The sequence below is a fragment of the Sphingomonas sp. 22176 genome (assembly GCF_052045505.1).
Lineage (GTDB): Bacteria > Pseudomonadota > Alphaproteobacteria > Sphingomonadales > Sphingomonadaceae > Sphingomonas.
The window spans coordinates 443,545-469,789 of the sequence record NZ_JBQEPL010000003.1 but is presented as its reverse complement, the minus strand read 5'-3'; the positions used below and the strand labels follow the sequence as shown (position 1 = coordinate 469,789).

General features: G+C 69.9%; 22 protein-coding genes and 2 riboswitches. Of the genes, 17 read left to right on the top strand and 5 right to left on the bottom strand.

Translation table 11 applies throughout. The annotated features are described in order from the left end of the window. Nucleotides 1–52: 52 nt before the first annotated feature. Nucleotides 53–1,897 carry a putative bifunctional diguanylate cyclase/phosphodiesterase gene (locus tag ACTJKY_RS14125; RefSeq protein WP_440846758.1) on the bottom strand — a complete coding sequence of 615 codons (1,845 nt, stop codon included), beginning with the start codon at nt 1,895–1,897 and terminating at the stop codon, nt 53–55. 175 nt (nt 1,898–2,072) lie between these two features. Here ACTJKY_RS14125 and ACTJKY_RS14120 point away from each other — a divergent pair, with 175 nt between their 5' ends. From ACTJKY_RS14120 to cobJ, 9 genes are all read left to right on the top strand, one after another. After that, nucleotides 2,073–2,831, top strand: coding sequence for an acid phosphatase (locus tag ACTJKY_RS14120; RefSeq protein WP_440846757.1), 759 nt, complete (start codon nt 2,073–2,075; stop codon nt 2,829–2,831). 74 nt (nt 2,832–2,905) lie between these two features. Then, a complete protein-coding gene (locus ACTJKY_RS14115; RefSeq protein ID WP_440846756.1) occupies nt 2,906–4,219 on the top strand; it encodes a DUF5690 family protein in 1,314 nt (437 codons plus the stop codon). Then, nucleotides 4,209–4,426: riboswitch (cobalamin riboswitch) on the top strand. It overlaps the preceding gene by 11 nt. Before the next feature lie 188 nt (nt 4,427–4,614). Beyond that, nucleotides 4,615–5,622 carry a HoxN/HupN/NixA family nickel/cobalt transporter gene (locus tag ACTJKY_RS14110; RefSeq protein ID WP_440846755.1) on the top strand — a complete coding sequence of 336 codons (1,008 nt, stop codon included), beginning with the start codon at nt 4,615–4,617 and terminating at the stop codon, nt 5,620–5,622. Nucleotides 5,623–5,647: 25 nt separating this feature from the next. Next, nucleotides 5,648–5,866: riboswitch (cobalamin riboswitch) on the top strand. A gap of 185 nt (nt 5,867–6,051) precedes the next feature. Then, nucleotides 6,052–7,089, top strand: coding sequence for a cobalamin biosynthesis protein CobW (cobW, locus tag ACTJKY_RS14105; RefSeq protein WP_440846754.1), 1,038 nt, complete (start codon nt 6,052–6,054; stop codon nt 7,087–7,089). A gap of 12 nt (nt 7,090–7,101) precedes the next feature. Then, nucleotides 7,102–10,380 (top strand): cobaltochelatase subunit CobN, encoded by a 3,279-nt coding sequence (cobN, locus tag ACTJKY_RS14100; protein WP_440846753.1) that lies wholly within the window; start codon nt 7,102–7,104, stop codon nt 10,378–10,380. Further along, nucleotides 10,377–11,501 (top strand): cobalamin biosynthesis protein CobG, encoded by a 1,125-nt coding sequence (locus ACTJKY_RS14095; protein WP_440846752.1) that lies wholly within the window; start codon nt 10,377–10,379, stop codon nt 11,499–11,501. The genes cobN and ACTJKY_RS14095 overlap by 4 nt, the downstream gene beginning before the upstream one ends. Continuing rightward, the gene (locus ACTJKY_RS14090; RefSeq protein WP_440846751.1) at nt 11,501–12,130 is read left to right on the top strand and encodes a precorrin-8X methylmutase; all 630 of its coding nucleotides are present in this window, start codon (nt 11,501–11,503) and stop codon (nt 12,128–12,130) included. The genes ACTJKY_RS14095 and ACTJKY_RS14090 overlap by 1 nt, the downstream gene beginning before the upstream one ends. Next, a complete protein-coding gene (gene cobI / locus ACTJKY_RS14085; RefSeq protein ID WP_440846750.1) occupies nt 12,127–12,852 on the top strand; it encodes a precorrin-2 C(20)-methyltransferase in 726 nt (241 codons plus the stop codon). The genes ACTJKY_RS14090 and cobI overlap by 4 nt, the downstream gene beginning before the upstream one ends. Next, nucleotides 12,849–13,607, top strand: a complete 759-nt coding sequence (gene cobJ, locus ACTJKY_RS14080) for a precorrin-3B C(17)-methyltransferase (protein ID WP_440846749.1) — start codon at nt 12,849–12,851, stop codon at nt 13,605–13,607. The genes cobI and cobJ overlap by 4 nt, the downstream gene beginning before the upstream one ends. Here the strand turns inward: cobJ and ACTJKY_RS14075 are convergent. Continuing rightward, nucleotides 13,574–14,332, bottom strand: coding sequence for a cobalt-precorrin-6A reductase (locus ACTJKY_RS14075; protein WP_440846748.1), 759 nt, complete (start codon nt 14,330–14,332; stop codon nt 13,574–13,576). The two genes, cobJ and ACTJKY_RS14075, sit on opposite strands and share 34 nt — an antisense overlap. On the opposite strand from ACTJKY_RS14075, the gene cbiE reads away from it, so the two are divergent. Genes cbiE through ACTJKY_RS14035 form a run of 8 tightly spaced genes read left to right on the top strand, consistent with a single transcriptional unit; the run spans nt 14,331 to nt 20,365 of the window. Next, the gene (gene cbiE / locus ACTJKY_RS14070; RefSeq protein WP_440846747.1) at nt 14,331–15,527 is read left to right on the top strand and encodes a precorrin-6y C5,15-methyltransferase (decarboxylating) subunit CbiE; all 1,197 of its coding nucleotides are present in this window, start codon (nt 14,331–14,333) and stop codon (nt 15,525–15,527) included. The two genes, ACTJKY_RS14075 and cbiE, sit on opposite strands and share 2 nt — an antisense overlap. Beyond that, nucleotides 15,524–15,871: a cobalamin biosynthesis protein gene (locus ACTJKY_RS14065; RefSeq protein WP_440846746.1), complete on the top strand. Its 348-nt coding sequence runs from the start codon at nt 15,524–15,526 to the stop codon at nt 15,869–15,871. The genes cbiE and ACTJKY_RS14065 overlap by 4 nt, the downstream gene beginning before the upstream one ends. Next, the gene (cobM, locus tag ACTJKY_RS14060) at nt 15,868–16,653 is read left to right on the top strand and encodes a precorrin-4 C(11)-methyltransferase (protein WP_440846745.1); all 786 of its coding nucleotides are present in this window, start codon (nt 15,868–15,870) and stop codon (nt 16,651–16,653) included. The genes ACTJKY_RS14065 and cobM overlap by 4 nt, the downstream gene beginning before the upstream one ends. After that, on the top strand, nt 16,650–17,966 hold the full coding sequence (locus ACTJKY_RS14055) for a cobyrinate a,c-diamide synthase (RefSeq protein ID WP_440846744.1): 1,317 nt from the start codon (nt 16,650–16,652) through the stop codon (nt 17,964–17,966). The genes cobM and ACTJKY_RS14055 overlap by 4 nt, the downstream gene beginning before the upstream one ends. Next, complete coding sequence (gene cobF, locus ACTJKY_RS14050) at nt 17,963–18,700, top strand: precorrin-6A synthase (deacetylating) (RefSeq protein WP_440846743.1); 738 nt, start codon at nt 17,963–17,965, stop codon at nt 18,698–18,700. Before ACTJKY_RS14055 ends, cobF begins: the two co-directional genes overlap by 4 nt. Next, the gene (cobO, locus tag ACTJKY_RS14045) at nt 18,697–19,299 is read left to right on the top strand and encodes a cob(I)yrinic acid a,c-diamide adenosyltransferase (RefSeq protein WP_440846742.1); all 603 of its coding nucleotides are present in this window, start codon (nt 18,697–18,699) and stop codon (nt 19,297–19,299) included. The genes cobF and cobO overlap by 4 nt, the downstream gene beginning before the upstream one ends. Beyond that, the gene (bluB, locus tag ACTJKY_RS14040; protein WP_440846855.1) at nt 19,296–19,937 is read left to right on the top strand and encodes a 5,6-dimethylbenzimidazole synthase; all 642 of its coding nucleotides are present in this window, start codon (nt 19,296–19,298) and stop codon (nt 19,935–19,937) included. Before cobO ends, bluB begins: the two co-directional genes overlap by 4 nt. Before the next feature lie 17 nt (nt 19,938–19,954). Further along, on the top strand, nt 19,955–20,365 hold the full coding sequence (locus ACTJKY_RS14035) for a DUF1636 domain-containing protein (RefSeq protein WP_440846741.1): 411 nt from the start codon (nt 19,955–19,957) through the stop codon (nt 20,363–20,365). Between the two features lie 35 nt (nt 20,366–20,400). On the opposite strand, the gene ACTJKY_RS14030 is transcribed toward ACTJKY_RS14035, so the two are convergent. Genes ACTJKY_RS14030 through ACTJKY_RS14020 form a run of 3 tightly spaced genes read right to left on the bottom strand, consistent with a single transcriptional unit; the run spans nt 20,401 to nt 26,171 of the window. Next, nucleotides 20,401–21,807, bottom strand: a complete 1,407-nt coding sequence (locus ACTJKY_RS14030) for an efflux transporter outer membrane subunit (RefSeq protein ID WP_440846740.1) — start codon at nt 21,805–21,807, stop codon at nt 20,401–20,403. Beyond that, complete coding sequence (locus tag ACTJKY_RS14025; RefSeq protein ID WP_440846739.1) at nt 21,800–22,963, bottom strand: efflux RND transporter periplasmic adaptor subunit; 1,164 nt, start codon at nt 22,961–22,963, stop codon at nt 21,800–21,802. Before ACTJKY_RS14025 ends, ACTJKY_RS14030 begins: the two co-directional genes overlap by 8 nt. Further along, complete coding sequence (locus ACTJKY_RS14020; RefSeq protein WP_440846738.1) at nt 22,953–26,171, bottom strand: efflux RND transporter permease subunit; 3,219 nt, start codon at nt 26,169–26,171, stop codon at nt 22,953–22,955. Before ACTJKY_RS14020 ends, ACTJKY_RS14025 begins: the two co-directional genes overlap by 11 nt. Between the last annotated feature and the right edge of the window lie 74 nt (nt 26,172–26,245).

Genomic DNA, 26,245 nt, shown 5'->3' with positions numbered 1-26,245 from the left:
GTCGGAGGCGCAATCCTCCGGCCCATTTTTTGTGCAGTCGCGTTCGCCGATCCTAGTGCAGCACCGCGGCATCCGGTCCCGGTCCAACAGCGCCCCGGCTCGGCGGCAGCGCTGGGATCTTCGCGGCGCGCAGGATCTCGGTCGCGCGCTCGACGCCGACAGCGGGCGAGAAGAGATGCCCCTGACCATAGGCACAACCGATGCTGCGCAGCCGCTCGGCCTGCAGCTCGGTCTCGACCCCTTCGGCGATCACCCGCATGTCCAGTTCCTGCGCGATGTGCAGCACGCCCTCGACGATCGCGCGGCTCGCGCTGTTCTGGAGCAGCTGGTCGGTGAAGCTCTTGTCGATCTTGATGAAGTCCACCGGCATCGTCAGCAGATGGGTGAGCGAAGCATAGCCGGTGCCGAAATCGTCCAGCGCGACCAGCAGCCCCTGGGCGCGGAACCAGCGCAGCGTATCGGCCACGACGCTGTCGCCCTGGCCGAGATATACGGTCTCGGTGATCTCGAGCGTCAGATGGTGCAGCGGTACGCCGTACCGGGCCAGCGTCTCGGGGATCATCTCGCGCAGCCGCGCGCCGTGGAAATCGCTCGACGAGAAGTTCATGCCGATATGCGGCGGCGCGATGCCGAGGTCGCACCAATGCCGCAGATCGGCGGCGACGCGTTCGAGCATGCGCGCGGTGATCGCACCGGCGACCTTGCCATCGGTGGTCGCCTCGAAGAATTCGGCAGCGGAGACGATGCGATCCTCGGTGCGCATCCGGCACAGCGCCTCGAAGCCGAGGATCTCGCCGGTCTTGAGGTCGAACAAGGGCTGATAATGCGGGAGCAGCCGATCCTCGGCCAGCGCGCGCTCCACCGCGTGGATCGCATCCAGCCGCCGCGCCATGCGGGTGGCGATGCCCGGCACATAGCGGACGAAGGTGCCGCGCGCGGTCTCCTTGGCATGGTAGAGCGCAAGATCGGCATTGAGCCGCACCTGCTCGGCGGTTTCGTCTTCGCCGACCAGCGCGCCGCCGGCGGTTGCGCGGGGCACGACGTTGCGCTCGCCATCCTCGATCGGCTGGGCAAGCGCATCCAGCAGCGTCCGCGCGGCTTCGGCCGGGTCGGCGAGGGATGCCGGGCTCTGCACCAGCACCGCGAACTCGTCGCCGCCCAGGCGATAGGCGCGGTCCGGGGCGGCCGCTTCGGAAAGGCGGCGCGCTGCGTGAATGATCAGCGCATCGCCCGCGACGTGGCCGAACGTGTCGTTGACGATCTTGAGATTGTCGAGATCGACGAGGATCAGTCCCCAGGCTCCCGGTTCGCTGCAATCGAGGTCGCTGAGCGAGGTGGTGAAGGCCGAGCGGTTCGGCAGGCCGGTGAGGCCGTCGAGCTGGGCGCGGCGGACCTGCTTGGCGCGCCAGATGTCCTGTTCGATCGCAATCGCGCACAGGTGCAGGCACACCCGGATGATCCGGCGCTCCATCGGCGTGGGACCGCGTGGCACGCGATAATAGAACGCGACGATGCCGGTCACCTCGTCGCGCGCATTCTTGATCGGGTTCGACCAGCAGGCACGCATTTCCAGCGGGCGGGTGAGGGTGAGATATTTGGCCCAATTGGGGTCGGTCTCGATATCCGTACTGGCCACCGGCTCGCCGAGATAGGCCGCCGAACCGCACGATCCGATTTTGGGCCCGATCATCATGCCGTCGATTGCCTCAAGATAGCTTTCCGGCAGGCTCGGACCGGCAACCGGATGAAGCCGCCCGGCAAGGTCGACCCGAAGCACCATGGCGCGAACATCGGGCAGGCGCACTTCCACCTCGCGGCATAGTCGATCGGTGGCCGAGGCAAGATCGGCGCCTTTGGCGACAAGCTCCAAGATGTTATTCTGAAGCGAGATGTCCACGTCGGCCCCATGTGCAAGTTGCTGCACCTTGCCCGGACTAGCCTTGCCTGCGGCATAATGCAGACGCCTGTAAAACTACGTAGAAGAATGGCGCACGGCGGAGTAGGGGGCGCGGCATGCGCGCCCAGCTCCACGCTTTAACCTTGAGCCCCGGCGGCCGATCGGGTCTTCCGGCGTGATCCGCGGCGGCTTTTTCGCGGCGCTTCCGCTGCTGATCGCGGCGCTCCAGACAAGCGACACCGCTCCCTATCTTGCCGCGGGTCAGTATCCCGACGGCATGGCCATTGTGCCGCCGCCGCCCGCGCTCGACAGCCCCAGCGCTGCGCTCGACATGGCGGTGTTCCGTGCGACCCGGAAGCTGGAGGGGAGCGCGCGCTGGCGGATCGCCACCGACGACGTCACCAACGATCCGCTACGCCGCAACGCCTGCGCGATGGGCATGGTGCTCGATGCCAGGCGCGCCCCCACGCTGGCGCGGCTGCTCGCGCGAGCGGGCACCGGTCCCGTCGTCGGCAAGGTTAAGGCCGCCTATCAGGTGCCGCGCCTCTATCTGCGCGAGGACGGGCCGATCTGCGAAGCGAAGACCGCGCATCTGGCGAGCAACGGCGACTATCCGTCGGGCCACACCGCCAATGGCTGGCTGGAGGCACAGATCCTCGCCCAGGCGATACCCGACAAGGCCAGCGCGCTCCTAGCGCGTGGACGGGCATATGGCGAAAGTCGCGCGATCTGCGGCTCGCACAGCAAGAGCGCCGTGGAGGCGGGCTACATGGCCGGTGCCTCGGTGCTCGCGGTGCTCCAGACCTCGCCCGCCTATCAGCGCGATCTGGTGGCTGCGCGGCAGGAAGTGGCGCGGCTGCGGTCGACGGCACCGCGACCCGATGCGCAAAGCTGTGCCGCGGAAGCCGAGGCGCTGCGCGTCCGCCCCTGGTGATGCGGGCATGACTTCGCTGTCATGAAGCTGTCGCGCTGGCTCGCCACAAGCGCGACGCTTCATGGGGAATCGCAATGCACGGTGATGCCGCGCGCGGAGCCGCGCGGACCGCGTCGGGGTTTACGCTCTTCCTGGGCGGGCTCGCGGCGTTCAGCGCCTATTTCGCGATGTATGCCTTCCGCAAGCCGTTCGCGGTGGCGACCTATGCCGATGTGGCGGGCTGGCACTTCGCCATCGACTACAAGACGGCGCTGCTGATCGCGCAGGTGATCGGCTATGCGCTGTCCAAGCTGATCGGCGTCGGCGTCATCTCCGAAGCCGGGCGGCAGGGACGGGCGCGAATGATCCTCGGGCTGATCGGCGCGTCGTGGGTCGCGCTGGTGCTGTTCGCCCTGATCCCGGCGCCGTGGAACGTCGCCTGCCTGTTCTTCAACGGCCTGCCGCTGGGGCTGATCTGGGGGCTGGTGTTCAGCTATGTCGAGGGGCGCCGCGTCTCCGAGCTGCTCGGTGCGATGCTGTGCGCAAGCTTCATCCTGTCCTCGGGCGTGGTCAAGTCGGTGGCGGTGCTGCTGATGGCGGCCGGTGTCGCGGAGCAGTGGATGCCGGCAGCGACCGGCCTGGTTTTCGTGCCAGTGCTGCTGGTCGCGCTGTGGCAACTGGAGCGCATGCCGCCGCCGGACGCCTGCGACGAGGCCGAGCGCACCGCCCGTGTGCCGATGCAGGCCGCCGATCGCGCCGCTTTCCTGCGCGCACACGGTGCGACGCTGGTGATGCTGGCGATCGGCTATGTGCTGCTCACGTCCTTGCGCGACGTGCGCGACAATTTCGCGCGCGAGCTGTGGACCGCGCTCGGCTATGGCGGCGAGGCGGCAATATTCTCGGCGAGCGAGCTGCCGATCGCGCTGCTCACGCTGGCCGCGCTCGCGCTGCTGATGCTGATCCGCGACAATCTGCGCGCACTACTGGCGATGCACGGGCTGATCCTGCTCGGGGCTCTGTGCCTGGGTGGGTCGACGCTCGCCTTTCAGGCGGGACTGCTCGCGCCGCTGCCATGGATGACGGTGGCGGGGGCAGGCCTGTACCTCGCCTACACGCCGTTCAACGCGATGCTGTTCGATCGCATGATCGCCACGATCGGCACGGCCGCCAATGCCGGGTTCCTGATCTATATCGCCGATGCCTCGGGCTATGTCGGCAGCGTGGCGCTGCTGCTCGTCCATGCCCTCGGCGCCCCGGAAGTGCGCTGGCTGCCCTTCTTCATCACCTGCTGCTATGCTGCCTCGCTTGCGGTTGGTGGGTTGACCCTCGTCTCCGCACTGCATTTCCTGCGGGCGGGCGCGGAGGGGCGGTTGCTCCACGTCGCGGCTTCCCGTACGACGAGCGTCTGATCACGCCGGTGCCTCGAAAGGGGCTTAATCGGGAATGCGGTGCGGGGGCTTGCTCCCAAATCCGCGGCTGTCCCTGCAACTGTGAGCGGATAGCGCGATGCACTGGCCTCAACCTGAGGGGCAGCCACTGGGCCAGCACGGCCTGGGAAGGCGTGCAGCGTGCCGTGACCCGCGAGCCAGGAGACCTGCCGGCGTCCGGTCGCTCTTGCCTTGGCCCAGGGGATGGCCGCGGCACGGTGTACTCCGTCTGAGCGACGCACGAGCGGCTGGGGCCGTTCGCGGTTGCGTGGCTCGGTCGCGGAGGCGTCCGGCCGAGGTGCGCAGCCGGCCGCTCGCGGTGGCCCCGGCCAAGTCGCACGACGCCGCCGGAGTGCCGCATCTTGTCCGTTCTCGCCTTGCGTACGCGCGTGGCCCTGCTGTTCGCAGGGCTGATCGCGGCCAATCTCGCCGCCTGGGGTTGGGCCTTCGCCCTGTTCCATGCCCAGCCGTTGATGCTCGGCACCGCATTGCTCGCCTGGGGCCTGGGGCTGCGCCACGCGGTCGACGCAGACCACATTGCAGCGATCGACAACGTCACCCGTAAGCTGATGAACGACGGTCAGCGCCCGATCGCCACCGGCCTGTGGTTCGCGATCGGCCATTCGGGGATCATCGCCATCGCCTCGGCCGGGATCGCGCTAGCCACCGGCGCTCTGGCGGGGATGGGAGCATTCAAGGAGCTGGGCGGGGTGATCGCCACCGCCGTCTCGGCGCTGTTCCTGTTCGCGATTGCCGGCATGAACCTGATCATCCTGCGCGCGGTGTGGAAGACCTTTGCCCATGTTCGCGCGGGCGGCGCCTATGTCGAGGACGATCTCAACCTGCTGCTCGCGTCGCGCGGGCCGCTGTCCAAGCTGTTCGGGCCGATGTTCCGGCTGGTGCGCCACAGCTGGCACATGGCGCCGCTCGGCTTCCTGTTCGGGCTGGGGTTCGACACCGCGACCGAGGTGGCGATCCTCGGCATGTCGGCGGGGCAGGCGGCGCATGGCGTGTCGCTCGGCACGCTGCTGGTGCTGCCGGCGCTGTTCGCGGCGGGGATGGCGCTGGTCGACACGCTGGATGGGGTGGTGATGCTCGGCGCCTATCAATGGGCGTTCGTCAAGCCGATCCGCAAGCTCTACTACAACGTCACCATCACGCTGATCTCGGCGCTGGTCGCGATCGTGATCGGGGGCATCGAGACGCTGGCGCTGATCGGCGACAAGATGGGCTGGACCGGCGGCGCCTTCGGCCTAGCCGCCGATCTCGGCGCGCATTTCAACGGCCTTGGCTTTGCGATCATCGGCCTGTTCGTCGGCTGCTGGCTGATCAGCTTCGCCATCTATCGCTGGCAGAGGCTGGACGAGATCGAGGTGCGCGTCTAGAGCCCTTGGTCGAAGGCTTTGCAGCCTTCGCAAAGATCGCGCCGGTGCCCCGGACATGGGGCTTAATCGGGAATGCGGTGCGGGGAGCTTTCCCCAAATCCGCGGCTGTCCCTGCAACTGTGAGCGGATAGCGCGATGCACTGGCCTCCAGGGAGAGGCAGCCACTGGGCCGTTAAGGCCTGGGAAGGCGTGCAGCGTGCCGTGACCCGCAAGCCAGGAGACCTGCCGGCGCAACGGTCGCTCTTGCCTTGGTCCAGGGGATGGCCGCGGCACGGTCTTGCTTCCGTTCGAGCGACGAAGCTGTGCGGCTGGGGCTGCACGGTCGCGTGGTGCCGGGCGATCGTCGCGCCCGCCCGTCGTCGCGCGCCGGCTGGACGTTGGTTCCGGCAAGTCCCTCCGCGTGTTCGCTCGGCGCGGGGGAAGACATGCATGACCGACCTGGCCAAGGTCCCCGTTACCATCGTCACCGGCTTTCTCGGCGCCGGCAAGACGACGCTGATCCGCCATCTGATCCAGAACGCCGAGGGGCGTCGGCTGGCGGTGGTCGTCAACGAATTCGGCACGCTCGGCGTCGACGGCGAGATCCTCAAATCCTGCGCGATCCCCGACTGCCCGGCGGAGAATATCGTCGAGCTGGCCAATGGCTGCATCTGCTGCACCGTCGCCGACGATTTCATCCCCACGGTCGAGCGCCTGCTCGCGCTTGAGCCGCGCCCCGACCACATCCTGATCGAAACCTCCGGCCTCGCGCTGCCCAAGCCGCTGCTCAAGGCGTTCGACTGGCCGGCGATCCGCAGCCGCATCACGGTGGACGGGGTGCTGGCACTCGCCGATGCCGAGGCGGTCGCCGAGGGTCGGTTCGCGCCCGACCTGGTGGCGCTGGAAGCGCAGCGCGCCGCCGACCCGGGCATCGACCATGAGACGCCGCTTGCCGAAGTGTTCGAGGACCAGCTCGCCTGCGCCGACATGGTGCTGCTGACCAAGGTCGATCTGGCCGGCCCGGAGGGCGTCGCAGCCGCCCGTGCGGTGATCGCGGCGGAGGCGCCTCGGTCGGTGCCGGTGGTCGAGATCCGCGAGGGCGCGATCGATCCGCGTGTTATCCTGGGCCTGGGTGCCGCGGCCGAGGACGACCTCGCCGCACGCCCCTCGCACCATGACGGCACCGACGACCACGAGCATGAGGATTTCGACAGCACCGTCGTCACCTTCGGCGAGATCGCCGATCCGGCGGAGCTGGTCGCGCGCATCGAACGGCTGGCACGCGAGCACAAGGTGCTGCGGGTGAAGGGCTATGCGGCGGTGACCGGCAAGCCGATGCGGCTGCTGGTTCAGGCCGTCGGCAGCCGCGTGCGCCATCAATATGACCGTCTCTGGCGTCAGGGCGAGCCGCGCGGCACGGCCCTCGTTGCCATCGCCGAGCACGACCATATCGACCCGGCAGCGTTCCGCGCGGTACTGGCCGGCTGAGGCAGAGGGGCGATGCACGTCCTGTTCCGCGAAACGCACGGGCTGGAGGAGAACGCCTCGCCCCAGGACCTCGGGCAGGCGCCCGCGGACCTGGTGGTGCTGTCCTTTTCCGACAGCGACCTCGGCGCATTCGCGGCGGCATGGCGTGCGGGCGAGGGCGCGCTGCCGTCGCTGCGGCTGGCGAACCTCGCGGCGCTGATGCACCCGCTCTCGGTCGATACCTATGTCGAGCGGACGCTGACGGGTGCCAAGGCGATCCTGATCCGGCTGATCGGCGGCATGCCCTATTGGAGCTATGGCCTCCAGCAGGTGGAGGCGCTGGCGCGGGAGCGGGGCATCGCGCTTGCGGTGCTACCGGCCGACGGGCGGCCGGACGAACGGCTGGATGCCGCATCGACGGTGCCGATGGCAGTGCTGCGCGAGCTTGCGCGGCTATGCGACGCGGGCGGCGCCGACGCGGCAGGGGCGGCGCTGGTGGTGCTGGCCGAGGCGGCGGGGCTGCAATCGGCCGCGCGCGCGCCCTACACCCCGTTGCCGGCTTTCGGCTTCTGGCATCCTGAGCTCGGCGCCTTCCGCCCCGCCGACCGCCAGGCCCGCGAGAGCGCGCCGCCCGTCCCCGAAACATGTCCGTGGCGACGGGCGGACAAGCCGCTGGTGCTGATCGTCTTCTACCGTTCCTATCTCGCGGCTTGCGACGTCGATCCGTTCGAGGCGCTGCACGCGGCGTTTGCGGCCAAGGGTTTCGGCACGCTCTCGATCTTCGTCCCCTCGCTCAAGGCGCCTGAGGCGCGCGCGTTCGTCGAGACTTGGGTGCGCGATCTCGCGCCAGCCGCGATCGTCAACGCCACCGCATTCTCCGCCCGGGACGAGCACGGCCGCTCGCCGCTCGATGCCGCCGGCGTGCCGGTGTTCCAGCTCGCGCTCGCCACCGCCTCGCGTGCAGTGTGGGCGGGGGCCGATCGCGGCCTGTCCCCGGCCGATCTGGCGATGCACGTCGTGCTGCCGGAAGTCGACGGGCGCATCTTTGCCGGGGTGGTCAGCTTCAAGAAGGCCGAGGCGCGCGACCCAGAACTCGGCTTCGCCCGAACCGTCCACCGCGCCGATCCCGACCGCGTGACGGCGATCGTCGACCGCGTCGCGGGCTGGATCGCGCTCGCCGCCGGGCCCGCCGCCGACCGTAGCATCGCGCTGCTGCTCTCCACCTATCCGGGCAAGACCTATCAGCTCGCCCATGCCGTGGGCCTCGACGCGCTGGCCTCTGCCGAAGCCATCGCCGCCGATCTGGGGGAGACGATCGAGGGGCTCGCGGGCCGCCTGCAGGCGGAGACGCTGCACTGGCCGATCGCGGACTATGCGCAGGCGCTCGCCCGGCTGCCGGAAGCGTTGCGCATCGCTCTCCACGACGCTTGGGGCGAACCCGAGGCCGATCCTGCTGCGAGCGACGGTGCGCTCCACTTCCCGGCGACCCGCGCCGGCAGGCTGCTGATCGCGCTCCAGCCCGAACGCGGCGATCCGGCGACGCGCGAGGATAGCTATCACGATGTCGGCCGGGTGCCGCGGCATGGCTATGTCGCCTTCTACCTGTGGCTGAAGGCGCAGGGCATCGACGCCCTTGTTCATATCGGCGCGCATGGCACGCTGGAATGGCTGCCCGGCAAGGCGGTGGCGCTATCCGACGCCTGCTGGCCCGAGGCGCTCACCGGCGGGATGCCGATCCTCTACCCCTTCATCGTCAACGATCCCGGCGAAGCGGCGCAGGCCAAGCGGCGCACCGGCGCCGTCACCATCGGCCATTTGCCGCCCGCATTGAAGACGGCGGGGACGGGCGCCGGTCTCGGCCGCATCGAGGCGCTGCTGGACGAATTTTCGAACGCCGTCGGCCTCGACCCCGCACGGCGTGATCGCCTCCAGACCGCGATCCGCGACGAAGCCCGCGCCGTGGGGCTCGAAGCGGAACTGGGGCTCGACGGCGCCGCTAGCAGTGCCGAGGCGATTACCCGCATCGACCGGTTCGTCTGCGACGTGAAGGAAGGCCAGTTCGGCGACGGATTGCATGTGTTCGGCCGCGGGACGTGTGGGTCCGAGGAGCGCGCAGGACTGCTTGCGGGCCTGGCCGGCCAGCGAGTGGCAGCGGGTCCGTCGGGCTCGCCCTTCCGCGGCCGCACCGACGTGCTGCCGACCGGGCGCAATCTCTACACGATCGACCCGCGCGCCGTGCCCAGCCGCGCCGCGCATGCGCAGGGCATCGTTCTCGCCGACGAGCTGATCCGCCGCCACCTCCAGGATCATGGCGACTATCCTAAGGGCCTCGTAGTCGACCTATGGGGCTCGGCGACGATGCGCACCGCCGGCGAAGAATTCGCGATGGCGCTGCATCTACTCGGCGCTGCGCCGGTGTGGGACACGGCGTCGGAACGGGTGACGGGCGTCGAGATCCTGCCGCTCGCGCTGCTCGATCGGCCGCGGATCGACGTGACCCTGCGCGTCTCCGGCCTGTTCCGCGACGCCTTTCCCGCGCTGCCGCAGCTGTTCGGCCAGGCGGTCCGCGCGCTGGCGGCACGCGACGAGCCGCCCGAATGGAACCCGTTCGCCGGCAAGGATGCCGGCGCGCGCGTCTATGGTCCGCGTCCGGGCAGCTATGGGCTGGGCATGGGCGATGCGGCGGAGACCTATACGGAGGACGCGCGGCGCACGGCGGGCGAGGCATGGCTTGCCGCATCCGACCACACGTTCGATGGGAAAGAGGCGTTGGCCGATCCCGCGGGGCTACGCGCGAGAGTCGCCGCCGCGGACGCGTTCGTGCACTTGCAGGATCTGACCGAGACTGATCTGCTGCTCGCAGCCGATTATGCCGCACACGAAGCCGGGTTCGCCGCGGCCAAGGCGCTCAGCGGGGGGTCGGCTGCGCTCTACCATCTCGACGCGCGCGATCCCGAACGACCGGTCGCGCGGCCGCTTACCGAGGAGATCGCCCGCATCGTCCGATCGCGCGCGGCAAACCCTGGCTGGATCGCCGGCATGTGCCGCCACGGCTTCCGCGGCGCGGCCGAGATCGCGGCGACGCTCGACCATCTCGGCGCCTTCGCGCATCTGGCCGGCGCGGTGCCGCCGCAGCTCTTCGACCTGTATCATGACGCCACGCTCGGCGACGCCGAGTTGCGCGACTTCCTGGCCCGCGAGAACCCGGCGGCACTGGCGGCGATGGAGGCGCGGTTCGCGGCGCTGCACGCTGCCGGGCTGTGGCAGACCCGCCGCAACTCGATCCTGTCGGACCTTGGAGGGGCGGCATGAGTGGCTCCCAGGTCCGCGGCTGGTGTCCCGATGCCTGGCGGCCCATGGCGGCGGGGGACGGTCTGCTGGTGCGCGTGAAGCCGCGGCTCGCGCGGCTGACGCGGGCGCAGCTGCTGGGCCTGTGCGAAGTGGCGCTGGCGCATGGCAACGGCCTGATCGACCTGACCAGCCGCGGCAACCTGCAGATACGCGGAGTCACCGAAGCGGGATGGCGGACGCTGGTCGAGCGACTGATCGCGCTGGACCTTGTCGATGCCGATCCTGAAGCGGAGAAGCGCCGCAACGTGCTGGTCGCACCCGATTGGCAGGCGGGCGACGACACGCATCGCATTGCGGTCGATCTTCTCGCTGCACTCGATGCAGTGCCGGTCTTGCCGGGCAAGATGGGATTCGTGGTCGACGCGGGCCCTCGGCCGCTGCTCTCCGATGCCCCGGGCGATTTCCGCATCGAGCGCGACGGCGCGGGGGGCCTGATCCTTCGCGCAGACGGACGCACGAACGGCGCGTTCGTGGCCGTAGGCGATGAAGCCGCCGCGCTCGTTCGGCTGGCGCATTGGTTTGTCGAGACCGGCGGTGCCGCATCGGGTCGCATGGTGCGCCACGCCGCACCGCTACCGAGCTGGGCAGCCGAGCACATTGCCCCCGCCGCGCCGGTCGGACCGATCGCGCCGGGCCGGCACCCGCTGGGTACCGCGCTGGCAGTGCCGTTCGGGCAACTGGACGCCGCGGCGCTGGCGGGTGCGGCGGTCGGGGCAGTCACCGGCATCCGGATAACGCCCTGGCGCACCATCCTGGCCGAAGGTGTCGGGCTGCAGGCAACCGGCCTGATTGGCGATCCCGCCGATCCGCTGCTGCGTGCCGATGCCTGTGTCGGCGCGCCGGCCTGTCCGCAGGCCAGTGTCGAGACCCGGACGCTGGCGCGCGCGCTCGCGCCGCTGGTCCCCGGACGGCTCCACGTTTCGGGCTGCGCGAAGGGCTGCGCGCGGGCGCAGGCCGCCGAGGTGGTCGTGACAGGGCGCGACGGCCGGTACGACCTCGCCTTCGATGCCCGCGCCGGGGCGCCACCCAGCCACAGGGGCCTCACCCCCGACACGCTGCTTGCTCTTTTCGGAACCGATTGATGCCGCATTGCTACGAAACCGATGGCGCCGCCATCTACCGCCAGTCGTTCGCGACCATCCGCGCCGAAGCCGATCTCGCCCGCTTCTCGCCCGAGGAGGAGCCGGTCGCGGTGCGGATGATCCACGCCGCCGGCATGGTCGGGCTGGCGCCGCACCTCCGCTTTTCGCCCGGCTTCGCCCAAGCGGCGCGGGCGGCGCTGGCGGCAGGCGCGCCGATCCTGTGCGATGCGCGGATGGTGTCCGAAGGAATCACGCGCGGGCGACTTCCTGCCGACAACCGCGTGCTTTGCACGCTGCACGACCCGCAGGTGCCCACGCTCGCGAAGGAAATGGCGAACACCCGTTCTGCCGCAGCCCTGGAGCTGTGGCGACCGCAGCTTGCCGGGGCGGTGGTGGCGATCGGTAATGCGCCGACCGCGCTGTTCCACCTGTTGAACATGCTGGAGGATCCGCACTGTCCGCGTCCCGCCGCGATCATCGGTTGCCCCGTGGGGTTCGTCGGCGCGGTGGAGTCGAAGGCGGCGCTCTGGGCCGCGCCGCCGGCCCCCTGTTGCATCGTCGAGGGGCGGCTGGGCGGCAGCGCGATCACCGTCGCAGCGGTCAACGCACTGGCGAGCCGCGCCGAATGAGCCTGGGGACGATCCACGGCGTCGGCCTCGGCCCCGGCGCGCCCGACCTGCTGAGCGTTCGCGCCGACAGATTGGTGCGTGGTGCGCGCCATGTCGCCTACTTCCGCAAGGCGGGGCGGCCCGGCCAAGCGCGACGGATCGCCGGCGGCATGCTCCGCCCCGACGCGATCGAGCTGCCGATGGAATATCCGGTGACGACCGAAATCCCGGTCGCTGACCCACGCTACAATGCCTGTCTGTCCGCCTTTTACGCCGAATGCACCGAGCGACTGCTGGCGCTGTCCCGCGCCGGCGAGGACGTGGTGGTGCTGTGCGAGGGCGACCCCTTCTTCTACGGTTCGTTCATGCACCTCCATTCCCGGCTGTCGGGGCAGGTGCCGGTGGCGGTGGTGCCGGGCATTACCGGCATGGCGGGGGCATGGAACGCGACCGGTCAGCCGATCACCTGGGGCGACGACGTGCTGACGATCGCGATGGCGACGCTGCCCGAAGAGGAACTCGTCCACCGCATCCGCGACACCGATGCGCTGGTGGTGATGAAGATCGGGCGCAACCTCGCCAAGCTCCGAGGGGCGGTGGCGGCGGCGGGGCGTGAGGCCGAGGCCTGGCTGGTCGAGCACGCCGCGATGCCCGAGCAAAAGGTGACCCCGCTCGCTGAGGCGACCAGCGTCACGCCCTATTTCTCGATCCTGCTGATCCATGGCCGAGGGCGACGCCCATGAGCGGCTGGCTAGCCATAGCCGGGTTGGGGCCGGGAGACGAAACGCTGGTGACGCCCGAGGTCACCGCGGCGCTGGCGGAGGCAACCGACGTCATCGGCTATATCCCCTATGTCGCGCGGGTGGCGCCGCGCGCAGGGCTGACGCTGCATGCCTCAGACAATCGCGTGGAGCTGGACCGCGCCGCGCTTGCGCTCGATCTTGCCGCGCAGGGGCGGCGGGTGGTGGTGGTCTCCTCGGGCGATCCGGGCGTGTTCGCGATGGCGGCGGCGGTGTTCGAGGCGCTCGAAGCGGGGTTGCAGACATGGCGTGCACTCGACATCCGCGTGCTGCCCGGGATCACCGCGATGCTCGCGGCGAGCGCGCGGGCAGGGGCGCCGCTCGGCCATGACTTCTGCGCGATCAACCTGTCGGACAATCTCAAGCCCTGGACGCTGATCGAAAAGCGGCTGCGGCTCGCGGCCGAGGCCGATTTCGCGATGGCCTTCTACAACCCGCGCTCCAAGGCACGGCCGCACGGCTTCGCGCGGGTGCTGGAACTGTTGCTGGACGTCTGCGGCCCGGACCGCCCGATCCTGTTCGCGCGCGCGGTCTCCACGCCCGAGGAAGCGCTGCGCATCGTGCAGCTTGGCGCGGCTACGCCCGAGATGGCCGACATGCGGACCATGGTGATCGTGGGATCGAGCCAGACGCGCTGGATCCAGGGTGCCGCGCGGCCGATCCTCTACACCCCGCGCTCGGTGGGAGCGGGAGCATGACCCAGCCATTCCAGCACCGCCGCCGGCTCGGTGACCTCGGCGCGGGGCGGCAGCGCGGGGCGGTCGATCATCAGCACCGGGATGCCGAGTGCGCGGGCCGCGACCAGCTTCGCCTCGGCACCGCTGCCACCGGCATTCTTGCAGACGACCAGATCGATGCCGTGTGCCTCCAGCAGCGCGCGGTCGCCCTCGGGCGTGAAGGGTCCGCGATCGACGACCAGCGTGTGATCCGGGAGAAGGGGGGGCGTCGTCGGCGCATCGACGAAGCGCAGGACATAATGGTGCTGCGGCATCGCCGCGAAGTCGCCGATATGCATCCGGCCGAGCGCCAGCAGGATGCGACGCGGCGGCCCGGCGAGCGCCGCCACGGCGTCCTCGATATCTGCGACGCGCGTCCACTGGTCGCCCGGGACCGGCACCCAGGCGGAGCGGGTGAGGGCGAGCAGCGGGATGCCGGCCAAGCGCGCCGCCGCGACGGCGTTGGCGCTCATCGTCGCAGCAAAGGGATGGGTCGCGTCGACCAGATGCGTCACGCGCGCCTCGCGCAGGTACGCGGCCAGTCCTTCGGCGCCACCGAAACCGCCGACCCGCACCGGGATCGGCTGCGAACGCGGTGCCTCGGTGCGCCCCGCATAGCTGAGCGTCGCGGCCACGCCGCGGTCCGCCAGCAGCCGCGCCAGCGCGCTCGCTTCGGTGGTGCCGCCCAGCAGCAGGACGTTCGGCATGGCTGATCTTCCCTGGCTCACCATCATCGGACTTGGCGAGGACGGCGCCGACGGCCTGTCCGCCGCCGCCCGCGCGGCGCTGGAAAGGGCCGAGCTAGTCTTCGGCGCCGCCCGACACCTGTCGTTGCTGCCGGCGCTTAGGTGCGAAGCGCGCGCATGGCCAGTGCCCTTTGCCGAGGGCATACCCCTGCTTCTCGCCGAGCGCGGCCGCCGGGTGGTGCTACTCGCCTCGGGCGATCCCTTCTGGTTCGGCGCGGGCACCAGCATCACGCGGCGTCTCGCCCGCGAAGAATGGATCGCGCAGCCAGCGCCGTCGAGCTTTGCACTCGCGGCGGCGCGACTGGGTTGGGCGATGCAGGATATCCACTGTCTTGGATTGCACGCCGCACCGTTCAGCCAGTTGCGGCCGCATCTCGCCCCAGGGCAACCGCTCGTGGTGACGGTTCGCGACGGTGCAGCCGTCGCGGTGCTGGCGGCCTATCTGGCGGAAGCGGGGTTCGGCGCTTCGACCTTGCATGTACTCGAAGCGCTCGGTGGACCGCGCGAGCGGATCCGGTCGGTGCGTGCGGAGGAGTTCGCCTGGGGGGACATCGCCCATCCCGTATGCGTCGGCATCGAGCCGGCGGGCCCGGGGGCGGTGCTGCCGCTGACGGCGGGCCGGCCCGACGGCTGGTTCGAGTCCGACGGCCAGCTCACCAAACAACCCGTGCGGGCGCTAACCCTGTCCGCGCTCGCCCCGCGACCGGGCGAGCTGTTGTGGGACATCGGCGCGGGATCGGGCTCGATCGGCATCGAATGGCTGCTCGCGCATCCCGCCAATCGGGCGGTTGCGATCGAAGCCGATCCGGTGCGCGCAGAGCGGGCCCGTGCCAATGCCCATCGGCTCGGCGCGGATCGCCTGATCGTCCTGGAGGGCCGCGCACCGACGGATCTGCCCGAGGGTTCGCCCGATGCCGTCTTCATCGGCGGCGGCCTTTCGCAGGCGCTGCTGGAGGCACTTTGGGCGCGCCTGCCCGTCGGCGCGCGGCTGGTTGCGAACGCGGTGACGCTCGAGTCCGAAGCGCTGCTGGCAACCTGGCACGGCGAACGGGGCGGCAGCCTGCTACGGATCGAACTGGCCGATGCGGTGCCGCTCGGCAGCCGCCATGGCTGGCGGGCCCGCTATCCGGTGGTGCAGTGGAGCGTCACGCGATGATCGTCGCCGGCTTCGGCTATCGCAGCGGGGCGACCGCCGCGTCGCTGCGTTCGGCGCTACTGCTGGCGCAGGCGGGTGCGCCGCCGGTCACCCATGTCGCGACGCTTGCCGATAAGGCTCCGCTGCTGGAAGCACTGGGACTGCCGATCATCGCCGTCGAGGCGGTGGCGGGCATCACCACGCCTACCCGCTCGGCCGCCAGTTTCGCCGCCCACGGCACCGGCAGCGTCGCCGAAGCCGCGGCGCTCGCCGCCGCCGGAGCGGGTGGCCGCCTGCGCGTCTCCCGCCAGATTTCCCCCGACCGCATGGCGACCTGCGCCATCGCCGAAGGAGTTCCCGCATGACCGTCCATTTCATCGGCGCCGGCCCCGGCGCGCCCGACCTGCTCACCCTCCGCGGCCGCGACCTTATCGCGGCGAGCCCGGTCTGCCTCTATGCCGGGTCGCTGATCCCGGAAGCGATCCTCGCGCATTGCCCGCCCGGGGCCCGGATCGTGAACACCGCACCGATGGACCTCGACGCGATCCTTGCCGAGATCGTCGCCGCGCATGCCGCCGGCCAGGATATCGCCCGGCTGCATTCGGGTGACCTTTCGGTCTGGTCCGCGATGGGCGAGCAGCTGCGCCGGCTGCGCGCGCTCGGCATCCCGTTCACCGTCACGCCCGGCGTGCCTGCCTTCGCCGCCGCCGCCGCCGCGCTGGAGGCGGAGCTGACCTTGCCCGGGCTCGGCCAGTCGCTCGTCCTTACCCGCACACCCGGTCGCGCGAGCCGGATGCCCCAGCGCGAGAGCCTGACCAACTTCGCCGCGACCGGCGCGACGCTGGCGATCCATTTGTCGATCCACAATCTTGCGACGCTCGTCGCCGATCTGCTGCCCGCCTATGGCGCGGACTGCCCCGTCGCGGTGGTGTGGCGGGCGAGCTGGCCCGACGAGCGGATCGTCCGCACCACGCTGGCGACGATCGAAGCGGCGATCGCCGGCAGCATGGAGCGCACGGCGCTGATCCTGGTCGGCCCGGTGCTGGCAGCTGAGGACTTTGCCGAAAGCAGCCTCTACGCCGCCGGCTATGACCGCCGTTTCCGGCCGCAGGACGCATCCTCGCGCTTCGCGGACAGCGCCGAATGAGCGTACCCGGCCTGATCATCGCCGCGCCCGCCTCGGGGACCGGCAAGACGACGGTGATGCTAGGCCTGCTCCGCGCGCTGCGCGAGGCGGGCGTTGCCGTCACGCCGTTCAAAAACGGACCCGACTATATCGACCCGGCGTTCCACCGCGTGGCGAGCGGCAGGCCCTCCTACAATCTCGACAGCTGGGCGATGGACGCGGGGCTGCTTGATGCGCTCGCGGGCGAAACGGGAGAAAGCGACCTCGTGCTGGCCGAAGGCTCGATGGGGCTGTTCGACGGTGTCGCGCGGGCAGGCGCGAGCGGCACCGGCGCCACCGCCGACCTGGCGCGCCGTTATGGCTGGCCGGTGGTTCTGGTGGTCGATGTGTCCGGCCAAGCACAATCGGCGGCGGCGACGGCGCTGGGCTTTGCCCGGCTCGACCCGACCGTGCCGTTCGCCGGGGTGATCCTCAACCGCGTCGCCAGCCCACGCCATGAAAGGCTGGTTCGGGTCGGCATGGAAGCGGCGGGTATCCCGGTGCTGGGCGCGCTCCCGCGCCGTGCCGATCTGGTCCTGCCGGAGCGGCATCTGGGGCTGGTGCAGGCCGTCGAGCATCCGGATCTCGACCGCACCATTGCGGACTATGCGGCGTTCCTTCGCGAGCATGTCGACCTCGCCGGCTTGCAGGCGGCTGCGGCATCGACGTCGCAGCCTCGCGCGGGTGGGGTTATCGCGCTGCCGACGCCGCCCGCACAGCGCATCGCAATCGCGCAGGATGCGGCCTTTTCCTTCCTCTACCCGCATCTGCTCGAAGGATGGCGGCGGGCAGGGGCGGAGATCCTGCCCTTTTCGCCGCTCGCCGACGAGGCGCCCGATGCCGGTGCCGACCTCGTCTGGCTCCCCGGCGGCTATCCCGAGTTGCACGCGGGCAAGATCGCCACAGCAGGAACGTTTCTTGCCGGTCTGCGCGCCCATGCCGAGCATCGTCCGGTCCATGGCGAGTGCGGCGGCTATATGGTCCTGGGCGAGGCGCTGGTCGACAAGACCGGGGAGACGCATCGCATGGCGGGCCTGCTCGGGCTGGTCACCAGCCATGCCCAGCGGCGGATGCACCTCGGCTACCGGCAGGCGACGCTCCGGGCGCCCCTCGCAGGCTTGCCCGCAGGTGCGCGGCTGACCGGACATGAATTCCACTATTCGACGATCGTCTCCCAGAGCGACGCACCGCTCGCCGATGTTGCCGATGCCGAGGGCAATGCCGTCCCGGAAACCGGGTCCGTGCGGGGCCACGTCACCGGCAGCTTCTTCCACTTGATCGCGGCGGCGGCATGATCGCGCTCCAGCTGATCGGCATCGGCACGGGCAGCCCGGCGCATCTGACCGGCGAGGCGATCGCTGCGCTCAATGCCGCCGACCTGATCCTTGTGCCGCGCAAGGAAAATGCCCCCGATCTCGCCGATCTGCGCGAGACGATCTGCGCCGCGGTACTGACGCGACCGATGCCGATCGCCGCGTTCGACATGCCGGTGCGGACGGGCGAGGACTATCTGCAGGCGGTCCATGCCTGGCACGACGCCATCGCGGACGCATGGCGCACGACCATCGCCGCGCATCTACCCGGCGGGGGCAGCGTGGCGCTGCTAGTCTGGGGCGACCCGTCGCTCTACGACAGCACGCTGCGGATCGCGGCGCGGCTGCCCGAGATGACGGTGCGCGTGGTGCCCGGCATCACCAGCATCCACGCACTCACCGCCGCCCACGCCATCCCGCTCAACCCGCTCGCCGGCGCGGTGACGATCACCACCGGCCGCCTGCTGCGCAGCCATGGCTGGCCGGCCGGGGCAGAGACGCTGGTCGTGATGCTGGACGGCGGCTGCGCGTTCGAGACGCTCGATCCGGCCGACATCACCATCTGGTGGGGCGCCTATCTCGGCATGCCGCAACAGGCGCTCGACCACGGCCCGCTTGGCGAGGCCGGGCCGCGCATCGCCGCCATCCGCGCCGACCTCCGCACCCGCCATGGCTGGATCATGGACGTGTACCTCCTGCGAAAGGCCCCCCAATGACCCGCGACGATGCCGCGCACGCCGAAAAGATGCGCAAGATCCAGGCCGCCCGCGCCACGATGATGGAGACCAAGACCGAGGAAAAGGGCCTCCTGATCGTCCATACCGGCAAGGGCAAGGGCAAGAGCAGCGCCGCCATGGGCATGGTCGTCCGCGCAATCGGGCACGGCATGAAGGTCGGCGTGGTCCAGTTCATCAAGGGTGCGATGATGACCGGCGAGAAGGCCGTATTCGATGCCTTCCCCGAGCAGGTCGAGTTCAAGCCGATGGGGGAGGGCTTCACCTGGGACACCCAGGACCGCGCCCGCGACATCGCCGTCACGCGGACAGCGTGGGAAGAGGTGCGGCGGATGATCGCCGATCCGTCCTACGACATGGTGCTGGCGGACGAGCTCAACATCGCGCTGCGCTATGACTATCTGCCGCTCGACGAGGTGCTGGCGGTGCTCGAAGCGCGTCCGCCTATGACGCACGTCATCGTCACCGGCCGCAACGCCCCCGATGCGCTGATCGAAGCCGCCGATCTGGTCACCGAGATGACGCAGGTGAAGCACCCGTTCCGTTCGGGCGTGAAGGCGCAGAAGGGGATCGAGTTCTGAGCAGCGCCCCTGCCTTCGATGCGGCCTTCCTCGGCCAGTTCGACACGCTGCTGCGCTGGCGCCGCGATGTGCGGCACTTCGCCGCGCGGCCGATCGCACCGGCGGACATGACGGCACTGCTGGAAGCCGCCGCGCTCGCACCCTCGGTCGGCAATGCGCAGCCCTGGCGCTTCGTGCGGCTCCGCACCCCGGCGCTGCGCGAGGCGCTGGCGACCCATGTCGACGCAGAGAACGCCCGTGCCGCTGCCGGCTATGCGGAGGGGAGGCGCGACGCCTATCGCGCGCTCAAGCTCCACGGTCTGCGCGAGGCACCCGAACTGCTCGCGGTCTTCTGCGACGAGCGCCCGGCGGCCGGACACGGCCTCGGCATCGCCACCATGCCCGAGATGCTGCGCTATTCCTGCGTCACCGCGATCCATACGTTGTGGCTCGCCGCCCGCGCGCGCGGCATCGGCCTGGGATGGGTATCGATCCTCGATGCCGGTGCCGTAACCGCGCTGCTCGACGTGCCGCGCGACTGGACGCTGATCGCCTTGCTGTGCCTCGGCTACCCGGAGACGCCCGCTGAAACCCCCGAACTCGAACGCCGTGGCTGGCAAGCGCGCGAGCCGCTCGCCGACCGGCTGTTCGAACGCTGACCCATCAGGAGATTCCAATGCTTACCCCGGTTGAAGACGGTACCGCGATCGTCGTGTGCAACACCTGCCGCGTCAGCGCCGAGGCGCGGGAGGACGACCAGGGCCGCCGCGGCGGCGCCGTGCTCGCCGACGTCCTGACGGAAACCCGCGACGGCGATCCGCGCTATGCCGGCATCGCCATCCAGCAGATGCCGTGCCTGTTCGCCTGCAACGAGCATTGCACGGTGCACCTGCGCGCGCCCGACAAGATCGGCTATGTGCTGGGCAGGTTCACGCCCGATGCCGAGGCCGCGCGGGCAATCCTCGATTATGCCGCCGCCTATGCGGCCAGCGAGCATGGCAAGGTGCCGTTTGCGCAGTGGCCGCAGGGTGTGAAGGGCCATTTCATCGTCCGCGTGCCGCCGGCGGGTCAGGTCGTGGAGAGCTGACGCCTTGGACGGATCCACAGGACAGATGGCGACGATCAGCGATCCTGCCATCCACCGCCGACGGCACCGATCAGGCGAATACAGGCGTCCAGGCGCCGGGTCTGCAGATCGAGCGCCTTGCGCCGTGCCTGCAGAGCGGATGCCTGCGCGGTTGCGACGTCGAGATAGGTGACCACGCCCTTCTCATAGCGATTGAGTGCCAGCTGTTCGGCGTCGCCGGAAAGACGCACGGCGTCGGCTTGGGCAGCAGCCTCGTCGCCGAAGTGGTGTAGCTGTGCGAGTCCGTCCTCCACCTGCTGGAACGCGGTCAGCACCCGGCCGCGATAGTCGGCGGTCGTCTCGGTCCAGCGGGCGCGGGCTTCGGCGAGCGCCGCCCGCCGCCTGCCGCCGTCGAAGATCGACAGGATCGCACTCGGACCGATCGACCACAGCGTGTTGGGTGCCGCGACCAACCCGGCCAGCGCAGTGTTCTGAACGCCGCCGCTGCCGCCGAGCGTGATCGACGGGAAGAAGGCCGCGCGGGCAACGCCGATGCCTTCATTGGCCGAGAACATCCGGCGCTCGGCGGCCGCGACGTCCGGCCGGCGCTGGAGCAGCGTCGAAGGGAGTGCGGACGGCAGCGCCGGAATTGCCGGCTGGCCGGCGGCGGGGGCCAGCGAGAAGCTGCTCGCCGGCTGCCCGACCAGGCTGGCGATGGCATGCTCGACCAGCGCGCGCGACGCGGCGATGTCGGCAAGTTGGGCGCGCGCATCGGCGAGCAGCGCACCTGCGCGGGCGACGTCGATGCCCGAGGCAATGCCCCCGGCAAAGCGCCGCCGGATCAGCGCATCGGCCTGGCCATAGGCGTTCACCGTGTCGCCGAGCATCTGCGCCTGGGCATCCAGCCCGCGCAGCTCGACGTAGCGCTGGGCCAGCTCGCTTTCGAGCGCGAGCCGGATCGCCGCCAGATCGTCCCCGCTAGCCTGCGCTTCGGCACGGCTGGCGGCGACGCGGGCGTGGAGCCCGCCCCACAGATCGGGCTCCCAGCCGACGCCGGCGGACAGCGTGTCGGCGGCATACACATCGGGCTGGTTGTTGCCGCGTAAGGGGCGATTGTCGGACTGGCGATTCTGCGTCACGTCCGCGCGTGCGCCGATGCTGGGCAGCAGCCCCGCGCCGGCCTGGCGGACATAGGCCTGCGCCGCCTCGTAGCGGCCCAACGCGCCCTGCAGCGTGGGATTGTCGCTGGCGACCTTGCGTTCGAGGCCGTCCAGCACGGGATCGGCGAAGATCGTCCACCAGCTGCCATCGGCGGGCAGTGCCGGGGCCGCGGTGGTCCAGGGACCGGCTTCCTTGAACGCGGGCGGGGCGGGGACGACCGGTGGGCGATAGGTCGGCGCCGTACCGCAGCCCGACAGGGCAGTGGCGACGGCGAGGCAGGCCAGGGTCAGGCGCTTACGCATGGCTCTGCTGCACCCGCACCAGTTCGCCCTCGCTTACCGAGTCCGGCGGATTGTCGACGACGCGGTCGCCGGGCTTGAGGCCGCCCAGCACTTCCACCGTCGGTCCGAGATCGCGGCCGATGGTGATCGCCTGCAGATGGACATGCCCGTCCGGGCTGACCAGCGCGACGCGGGCGCCCTGGGCGCGGAACACCAGCGCGCTCGCCGGGACCTGTACCGTGCCTGCTTGGCCCGCGACGTTGAAGCCGACCTTGGCATAGCCGCCGGGCTCGAGCAGCGCGCCGGGATTGTCGGTGACGAGCTGCACCTGGAAGGCGCCGCTCTGCTGGCTGATCGCGCCGGATTCGCCGACCACCTGCGCGGTGAACGTCCGGCCCGGATAGTCGGGGACGGTCAGCGTCGCAGGCAGGCCCGGATGGATCGCCGAGGAATAGACCTGCGGCACGCTGACATAGATGCGGATCTTGCGAACATCGGCGACCGAGAAGAGCGGCTGCTGGTTGCCGCTGCTCGGGCCGACGAGATCGCCGATGTCCGCGGCGCGCTGCGTCACCACGCCGGCAAAGGGCGCGCGTACCGTGGCGAATCCCTTCATTGCAAGCAGGCGACCCAGATTGGCCCGGGCGCCGTTCACTGCCGCATTGCGCACGGCCAGCTCGCCATTCTTCTCGTCGGCTTCCTGCTGGGAGACCGAATGGGTGGTGAGCAGGTCGTTCCAGCGCGCCGCCGTGCTCTTGGCGAGCCCCGCATTGGCGACGGCGCTGGCAAGGTCGGCACGGGCCTGGCCGATCTGCTGGTCGAGCTCGGGCGTGTCGATCTGGGCGAGGGGGGTGCCGGCCGCGACGGCCGCGCCGATATCCTTGTCCCAGCCGCGGACATAGCCGCCGACGCGGGCATAGAGCTTGGCGGCGTTCCACGCTTCCAGCGTGCCCGGCAGGCTCAGCGAGCCGGTCGCCGCCGCAGCTTGGACGGGCACCAGGTGCACCACCGGGATCGAACGGGCATCGGACCAATGCTGGGCCTCGCCGGCATCATGGGCGCGGCTCATCGTGCCGAGCGCGATGACGGCACCGGCGATCACCACGGCGGCGATCCCGGCCGTCTTCAATCCGCGCGGGGCCCGGGTCTGGGCGGGGAGGGGGGCTTCACTCTGCATAAACAAGGTCCTCGGCTGCGAGGTCGGGGGTGGAACGGAGCTTGTCGCGACGGTGCGCGATGCTGAACACGACGGGGACGAAGATCAGGGTGGCGAGCGTCGCGCAGATCAGGCCGCCGATCACGGCGCGGCCGAGCGGCGCGTTCTGCTCGCCGCCTTCGCCCAGGCCCAGCGCCATCGGCGCCATGCCGATGATCATCGCGAGCGCGGTCATCAGCACCGGGCGGAAGCGGGTGGCGCCCGCCTCCATCGCGGCCTTCAGCGCGTCGCCGGTCTCGGCGAGCCGCTCGCGGGCGAAGCTGACGACGAGCACCGAGTTGGCGGTGGCGACGCCCATGCACATGATCGCACCGGTGAGGGCTGGCACCGACAGCGGCGTATGGGTGGCGAACAGCATCCAGACGATGCCCGCTAGCGCCGCCGGCAGCGCCGAGACGATCACCGCCGGGTCGATCCACGACTGGAAGTTCACGACGATCAGCAGGTAGATCAGCACCACGGCACCGGCGAGGCCGAACAACAGGCCCGAAAAGGCAGTGTTCATCGTCTCGACCTGACCGCGCAGCGCGACGGTGGCACCCTTGGGCCGCTGGCCTTCGGTCTCCTTGATCACCTTCTGGATGCCGGCCGCCACTGCGCCGAGATCACGGCCCTGGGTGGTCGCATAGACGTCGAACACCGGCTGCACCGCATAGTGCGAGACGACCGCCGCGCTCGGCTCCCGGTGGAGCGTGCCGATGCCGCCGAGCAGCTGGGCGTTGCCCTGCGCACCGGTGACCGGCAGGTTCTGCAGGTCGGACATGGTATCCACCCGGTATTGCGGCGCCTGGACGACGATCGGGTAGGACACGCCGTTCTTCGGGTTGAGCCAGAAGGCGGGGGCCACCTGGAAGCTGCCGGCAAGGTTGACCGACAGGCTCTTGGTCACGTCGTTCTCGGTGATGCCATCGCGATCGGCCTGGGCGCGGTCTACGTCGACGGCGAGTTCCGGATAGTCGTTGGCCTGCTGCACGCGGACGTCGGCGATGCCGGCGACATGGTTCATCTTCTCGGCGAGGAGATGGGCATAGGCTTCGTTGGCCTTCTTGTCCGGGCCGGCGACCTGCACGTCGATCGGGGCGGGGGCGCCGAAGTTCAGGATCTGGCTGATGATGTCCGCCGGCAGGAACGAGAAGGTCGAGCCCGGGAAGGCATCCGGCAGCGCCTTGCGCAGCGCCTTCACATAGCCGTCGGTCGGCTTGTGCTCCTTGGAGAGCGTGATCAGGATGTCGCCGTCCTGCGGGCCGATGCCGCCAGTGTTGGAATAGGCGCGGTTGATGCCGCTGACCGGCAGGCCGATATTGTCGACGATCGACACCAGCTGGTCGGGCGGGACCACGCCGCGGATGCGATCCTCGATCTGGTCGAACAGCGCGGCTGTCTCTTCGATGCGGGTGCCGACCGGCGCGCGGACGTGCAGGTTGATCTGCCCGGCGTCGACGGTGGGGAAGAAGGTCTGCCCCAGCATCGGGATCAGCGCGAAGGAGGCGAGCACCACCAGCAGGAAGGCCGGCACGAAGGCCTTGCGGCGGGCAAGTGCGAAGCCGAGCAGCGACAGATAATAGCGGCGAATCGTCTCGAAGCGCTTTTCGAAGCCGTGCTGGAAGCGGCGGAACGGATTGCGGCTCTTCGGCGCACCGGCCATCGCGTCATGGCTGGCCATATGCTCGGCGGTGTGTGCGCCGGCATGCTGGCGGAGCAGGAAGTTGCCCATGGTCGGTACCAGCGTGCGGCTGAGGACGAAGCTGGCGATCATCGCGAACACCACCGCCTCGGCCATCGGCGCGAACAGGAAGCCTGCGACGCCGGGGAGGAAGAACATCGGCAGGAAGGCGATGCAGATGCAGAGCAGCGAGACGAACGCCGGCTGCACGATCTGCCGCGCGCCATCCAGGATGGCGTCGCGCACCGTCTTGCCCTGTTCGAGGTGCCAGTTGATGTTCTCGATGGTGACGGTCGCGTCGTCGACCAGGATGCCGACGGCGAGGGCGAGGCCGCCCAGCGTCATGATGTTGAGCGTCTGCCCGGCGGCGGCGAGGCCGGCAACCGCCGCCAGCACCGCCAGCGGGATCGAGGCGGCGATGATCACGGTCGAGCGCCAGGAGCCGAGGAACAGCAGGATCATCAGGCTGGTCAGCGCCGCCGCGATCGCGCCTTCGCGGACCACGCCGTTGACCGCCGCCTTCACGAACAGCGACTGGTCGGAGAGCGGCAGCACCTTCAGGTCGGGCGGCAGCGTCTCGGCGAGCTTGGGGAGCAGCGCCTTGACCCCGTCGACGATGGCGATGGTGGAGGCCGCGCCGCTCTTCAGGATCGTCATCAGCACGGCGCGGTGGCCGTCGACGCGGACGATGTTGCGCTGGGGCGGCGAGCCGTCATGGACATGGGCGACGTCGCGCATCAGCACGGTGGCGCCGTCGACGGTCTTGATCGGCAGGTCGTTGAGCTGGTCGATCACCTGCGGCGCGTTGTTCAGCCGGATGTTGTATTCGTAGCTGCCGATCTTGGTGGTGCCGGCGGGCACGATCTGGTTCTGCTGCGCCAGCGCGTTGCCGACATCGGTAGCGGAGAGATGGTGCGCCTGGAGCGCGGCCGGATCGATGTCGATCTGGATCTGCCGCTCCTTGCCGCCATAGGGCGAGGGAACGGCGGCGCCGCCCACCGAGGCGAGCGCCGGGCGGATCGCGTTCTGGCCGAGGTCGAAGATCTTGGCTTCAGACAGCGTCTTGGACGACAGCGCCAGTTGCAGGATCGGCACCGTCGACGCGTTGTAGTTGAGGATCAGCGGCGGGGTGATGCCCGGCGGCATCTGCTTGAGCACGGTCTGGCTCATGCTCGTCACCTGCGCGGTGGCGGTGCGGATGTCGACGTTCGGGCGGAAGAAGATCTTGACGATGCCGATGCCGGAAAGGCTCTGGCTCTCGATGTGATCGATGTCGTTCACCGTCGAGGTCAGCTGCCGCTCGTAATAATAGACGACGCGGCCGGACATCTCCTCGGGCGGCAGGCCGCGATAGGTCCATACCGCGGCAATCACCGGGATCTTGATGTCGGGGAAAATATCGGTCGGAGTCGTCAGCGCCGCCACGCCGCCGCCCAGCACGATCAGGATCGCGAGGACGACGAAGGTGAGCGGCTTGCTGAGCGCGATGCGAATAAGATGGAGCATGGGCAGCCTGCGCAACGGGAACCAGGGTGCCGGCGCTGGGCGCTAGGGGGGGAGTGGGGACGCCACAGCACCGG

What these genes read in the sequence shown, in the direction of transcription:
- cobM (WP_440846745.1), top strand. Translation starts at nt 15,868, where the DNA reads ATGACCGTCCATTTCATCGGCGCCGGCCCCGGCGCGCCCGACCTGCTC.
- ACTJKY_RS14090 (WP_440846751.1), top strand. Translation starts at nt 11,501, where the DNA reads ATGCCGCATTGCTACGAAACCGATGGCGCCGCCATCTACCGCCAGTCG.
- cbiE (WP_440846747.1), top strand. Translation starts at nt 14,331, where the DNA reads ATGGCTGATCTTCCCTGGCTCACCATCATCGGACTTGGCGAGGACGGC.
- cobJ (WP_440846749.1), top strand. Translation starts at nt 12,849, where the DNA reads ATGAGCGGCTGGCTAGCCATAGCCGGGTTGGGGCCGGGAGACGAAACG.
- ACTJKY_RS14095 (WP_440846752.1), top strand. Translation starts at nt 10,377, where the DNA reads ATGAGTGGCTCCCAGGTCCGCGGCTGGTGTCCCGATGCCTGGCGGCCC.
- ACTJKY_RS14030 (WP_440846740.1), bottom strand. Translation starts at nt 21,807, where the DNA reads ATGCGTAAGCGCCTGACCCTGGCCTGCCTCGCCGTCGCCACTGCCCTG.
- ACTJKY_RS14025 (WP_440846739.1), bottom strand. Translation starts at nt 22,963, where the DNA reads ATGCAGAGTGAAGCCCCCCTCCCCGCCCAGACCCGGGCCCCGCGCGGA.
- cobW (WP_440846754.1), top strand. Translation starts at nt 6,052, where the DNA reads ATGACCGACCTGGCCAAGGTCCCCGTTACCATCGTCACCGGCTTTCTC.
- cobN (WP_440846753.1), top strand. Translation starts at nt 7,102, where the DNA reads ATGCACGTCCTGTTCCGCGAAACGCACGGGCTGGAGGAGAACGCCTCG.
- ACTJKY_RS14055 (WP_440846744.1), top strand. Translation starts at nt 16,650, where the DNA reads ATGAGCGTACCCGGCCTGATCATCGCCGCGCCCGCCTCGGGGACCGGC.
- cobF (WP_440846743.1), top strand. Translation starts at nt 17,963, where the DNA reads ATGATCGCGCTCCAGCTGATCGGCATCGGCACGGGCAGCCCGGCGCAT.
- ACTJKY_RS14020 (WP_440846738.1), bottom strand. Translation starts at nt 26,171, where the DNA reads ATGCTCCATCTTATTCGCATCGCGCTCAGCAAGCCGCTCACCTTCGTC.
- cobI (WP_440846750.1), top strand. Translation starts at nt 12,127, where the DNA reads ATGAGCCTGGGGACGATCCACGGCGTCGGCCTCGGCCCCGGCGCGCCC.
- cobO (WP_440846742.1), top strand. Translation starts at nt 18,697, where the DNA reads ATGACCCGCGACGATGCCGCGCACGCCGAAAAGATGCGCAAGATCCAG.
- ACTJKY_RS14035 (WP_440846741.1), top strand. Translation starts at nt 19,955, where the DNA reads ATGCTTACCCCGGTTGAAGACGGTACCGCGATCGTCGTGTGCAACACC.
- ACTJKY_RS14065 (WP_440846746.1), top strand. Translation starts at nt 15,524, where the DNA reads ATGATCGTCGCCGGCTTCGGCTATCGCAGCGGGGCGACCGCCGCGTCG.
- ACTJKY_RS14115 (WP_440846756.1), top strand. Translation starts at nt 2,906, where the DNA reads ATGCACGGTGATGCCGCGCGCGGAGCCGCGCGGACCGCGTCGGGGTTT.
- ACTJKY_RS14075 (WP_440846748.1), bottom strand. Translation starts at nt 14,332, where the DNA reads ATGCCGAACGTCCTGCTGCTGGGCGGCACCACCGAAGCGAGCGCGCTG.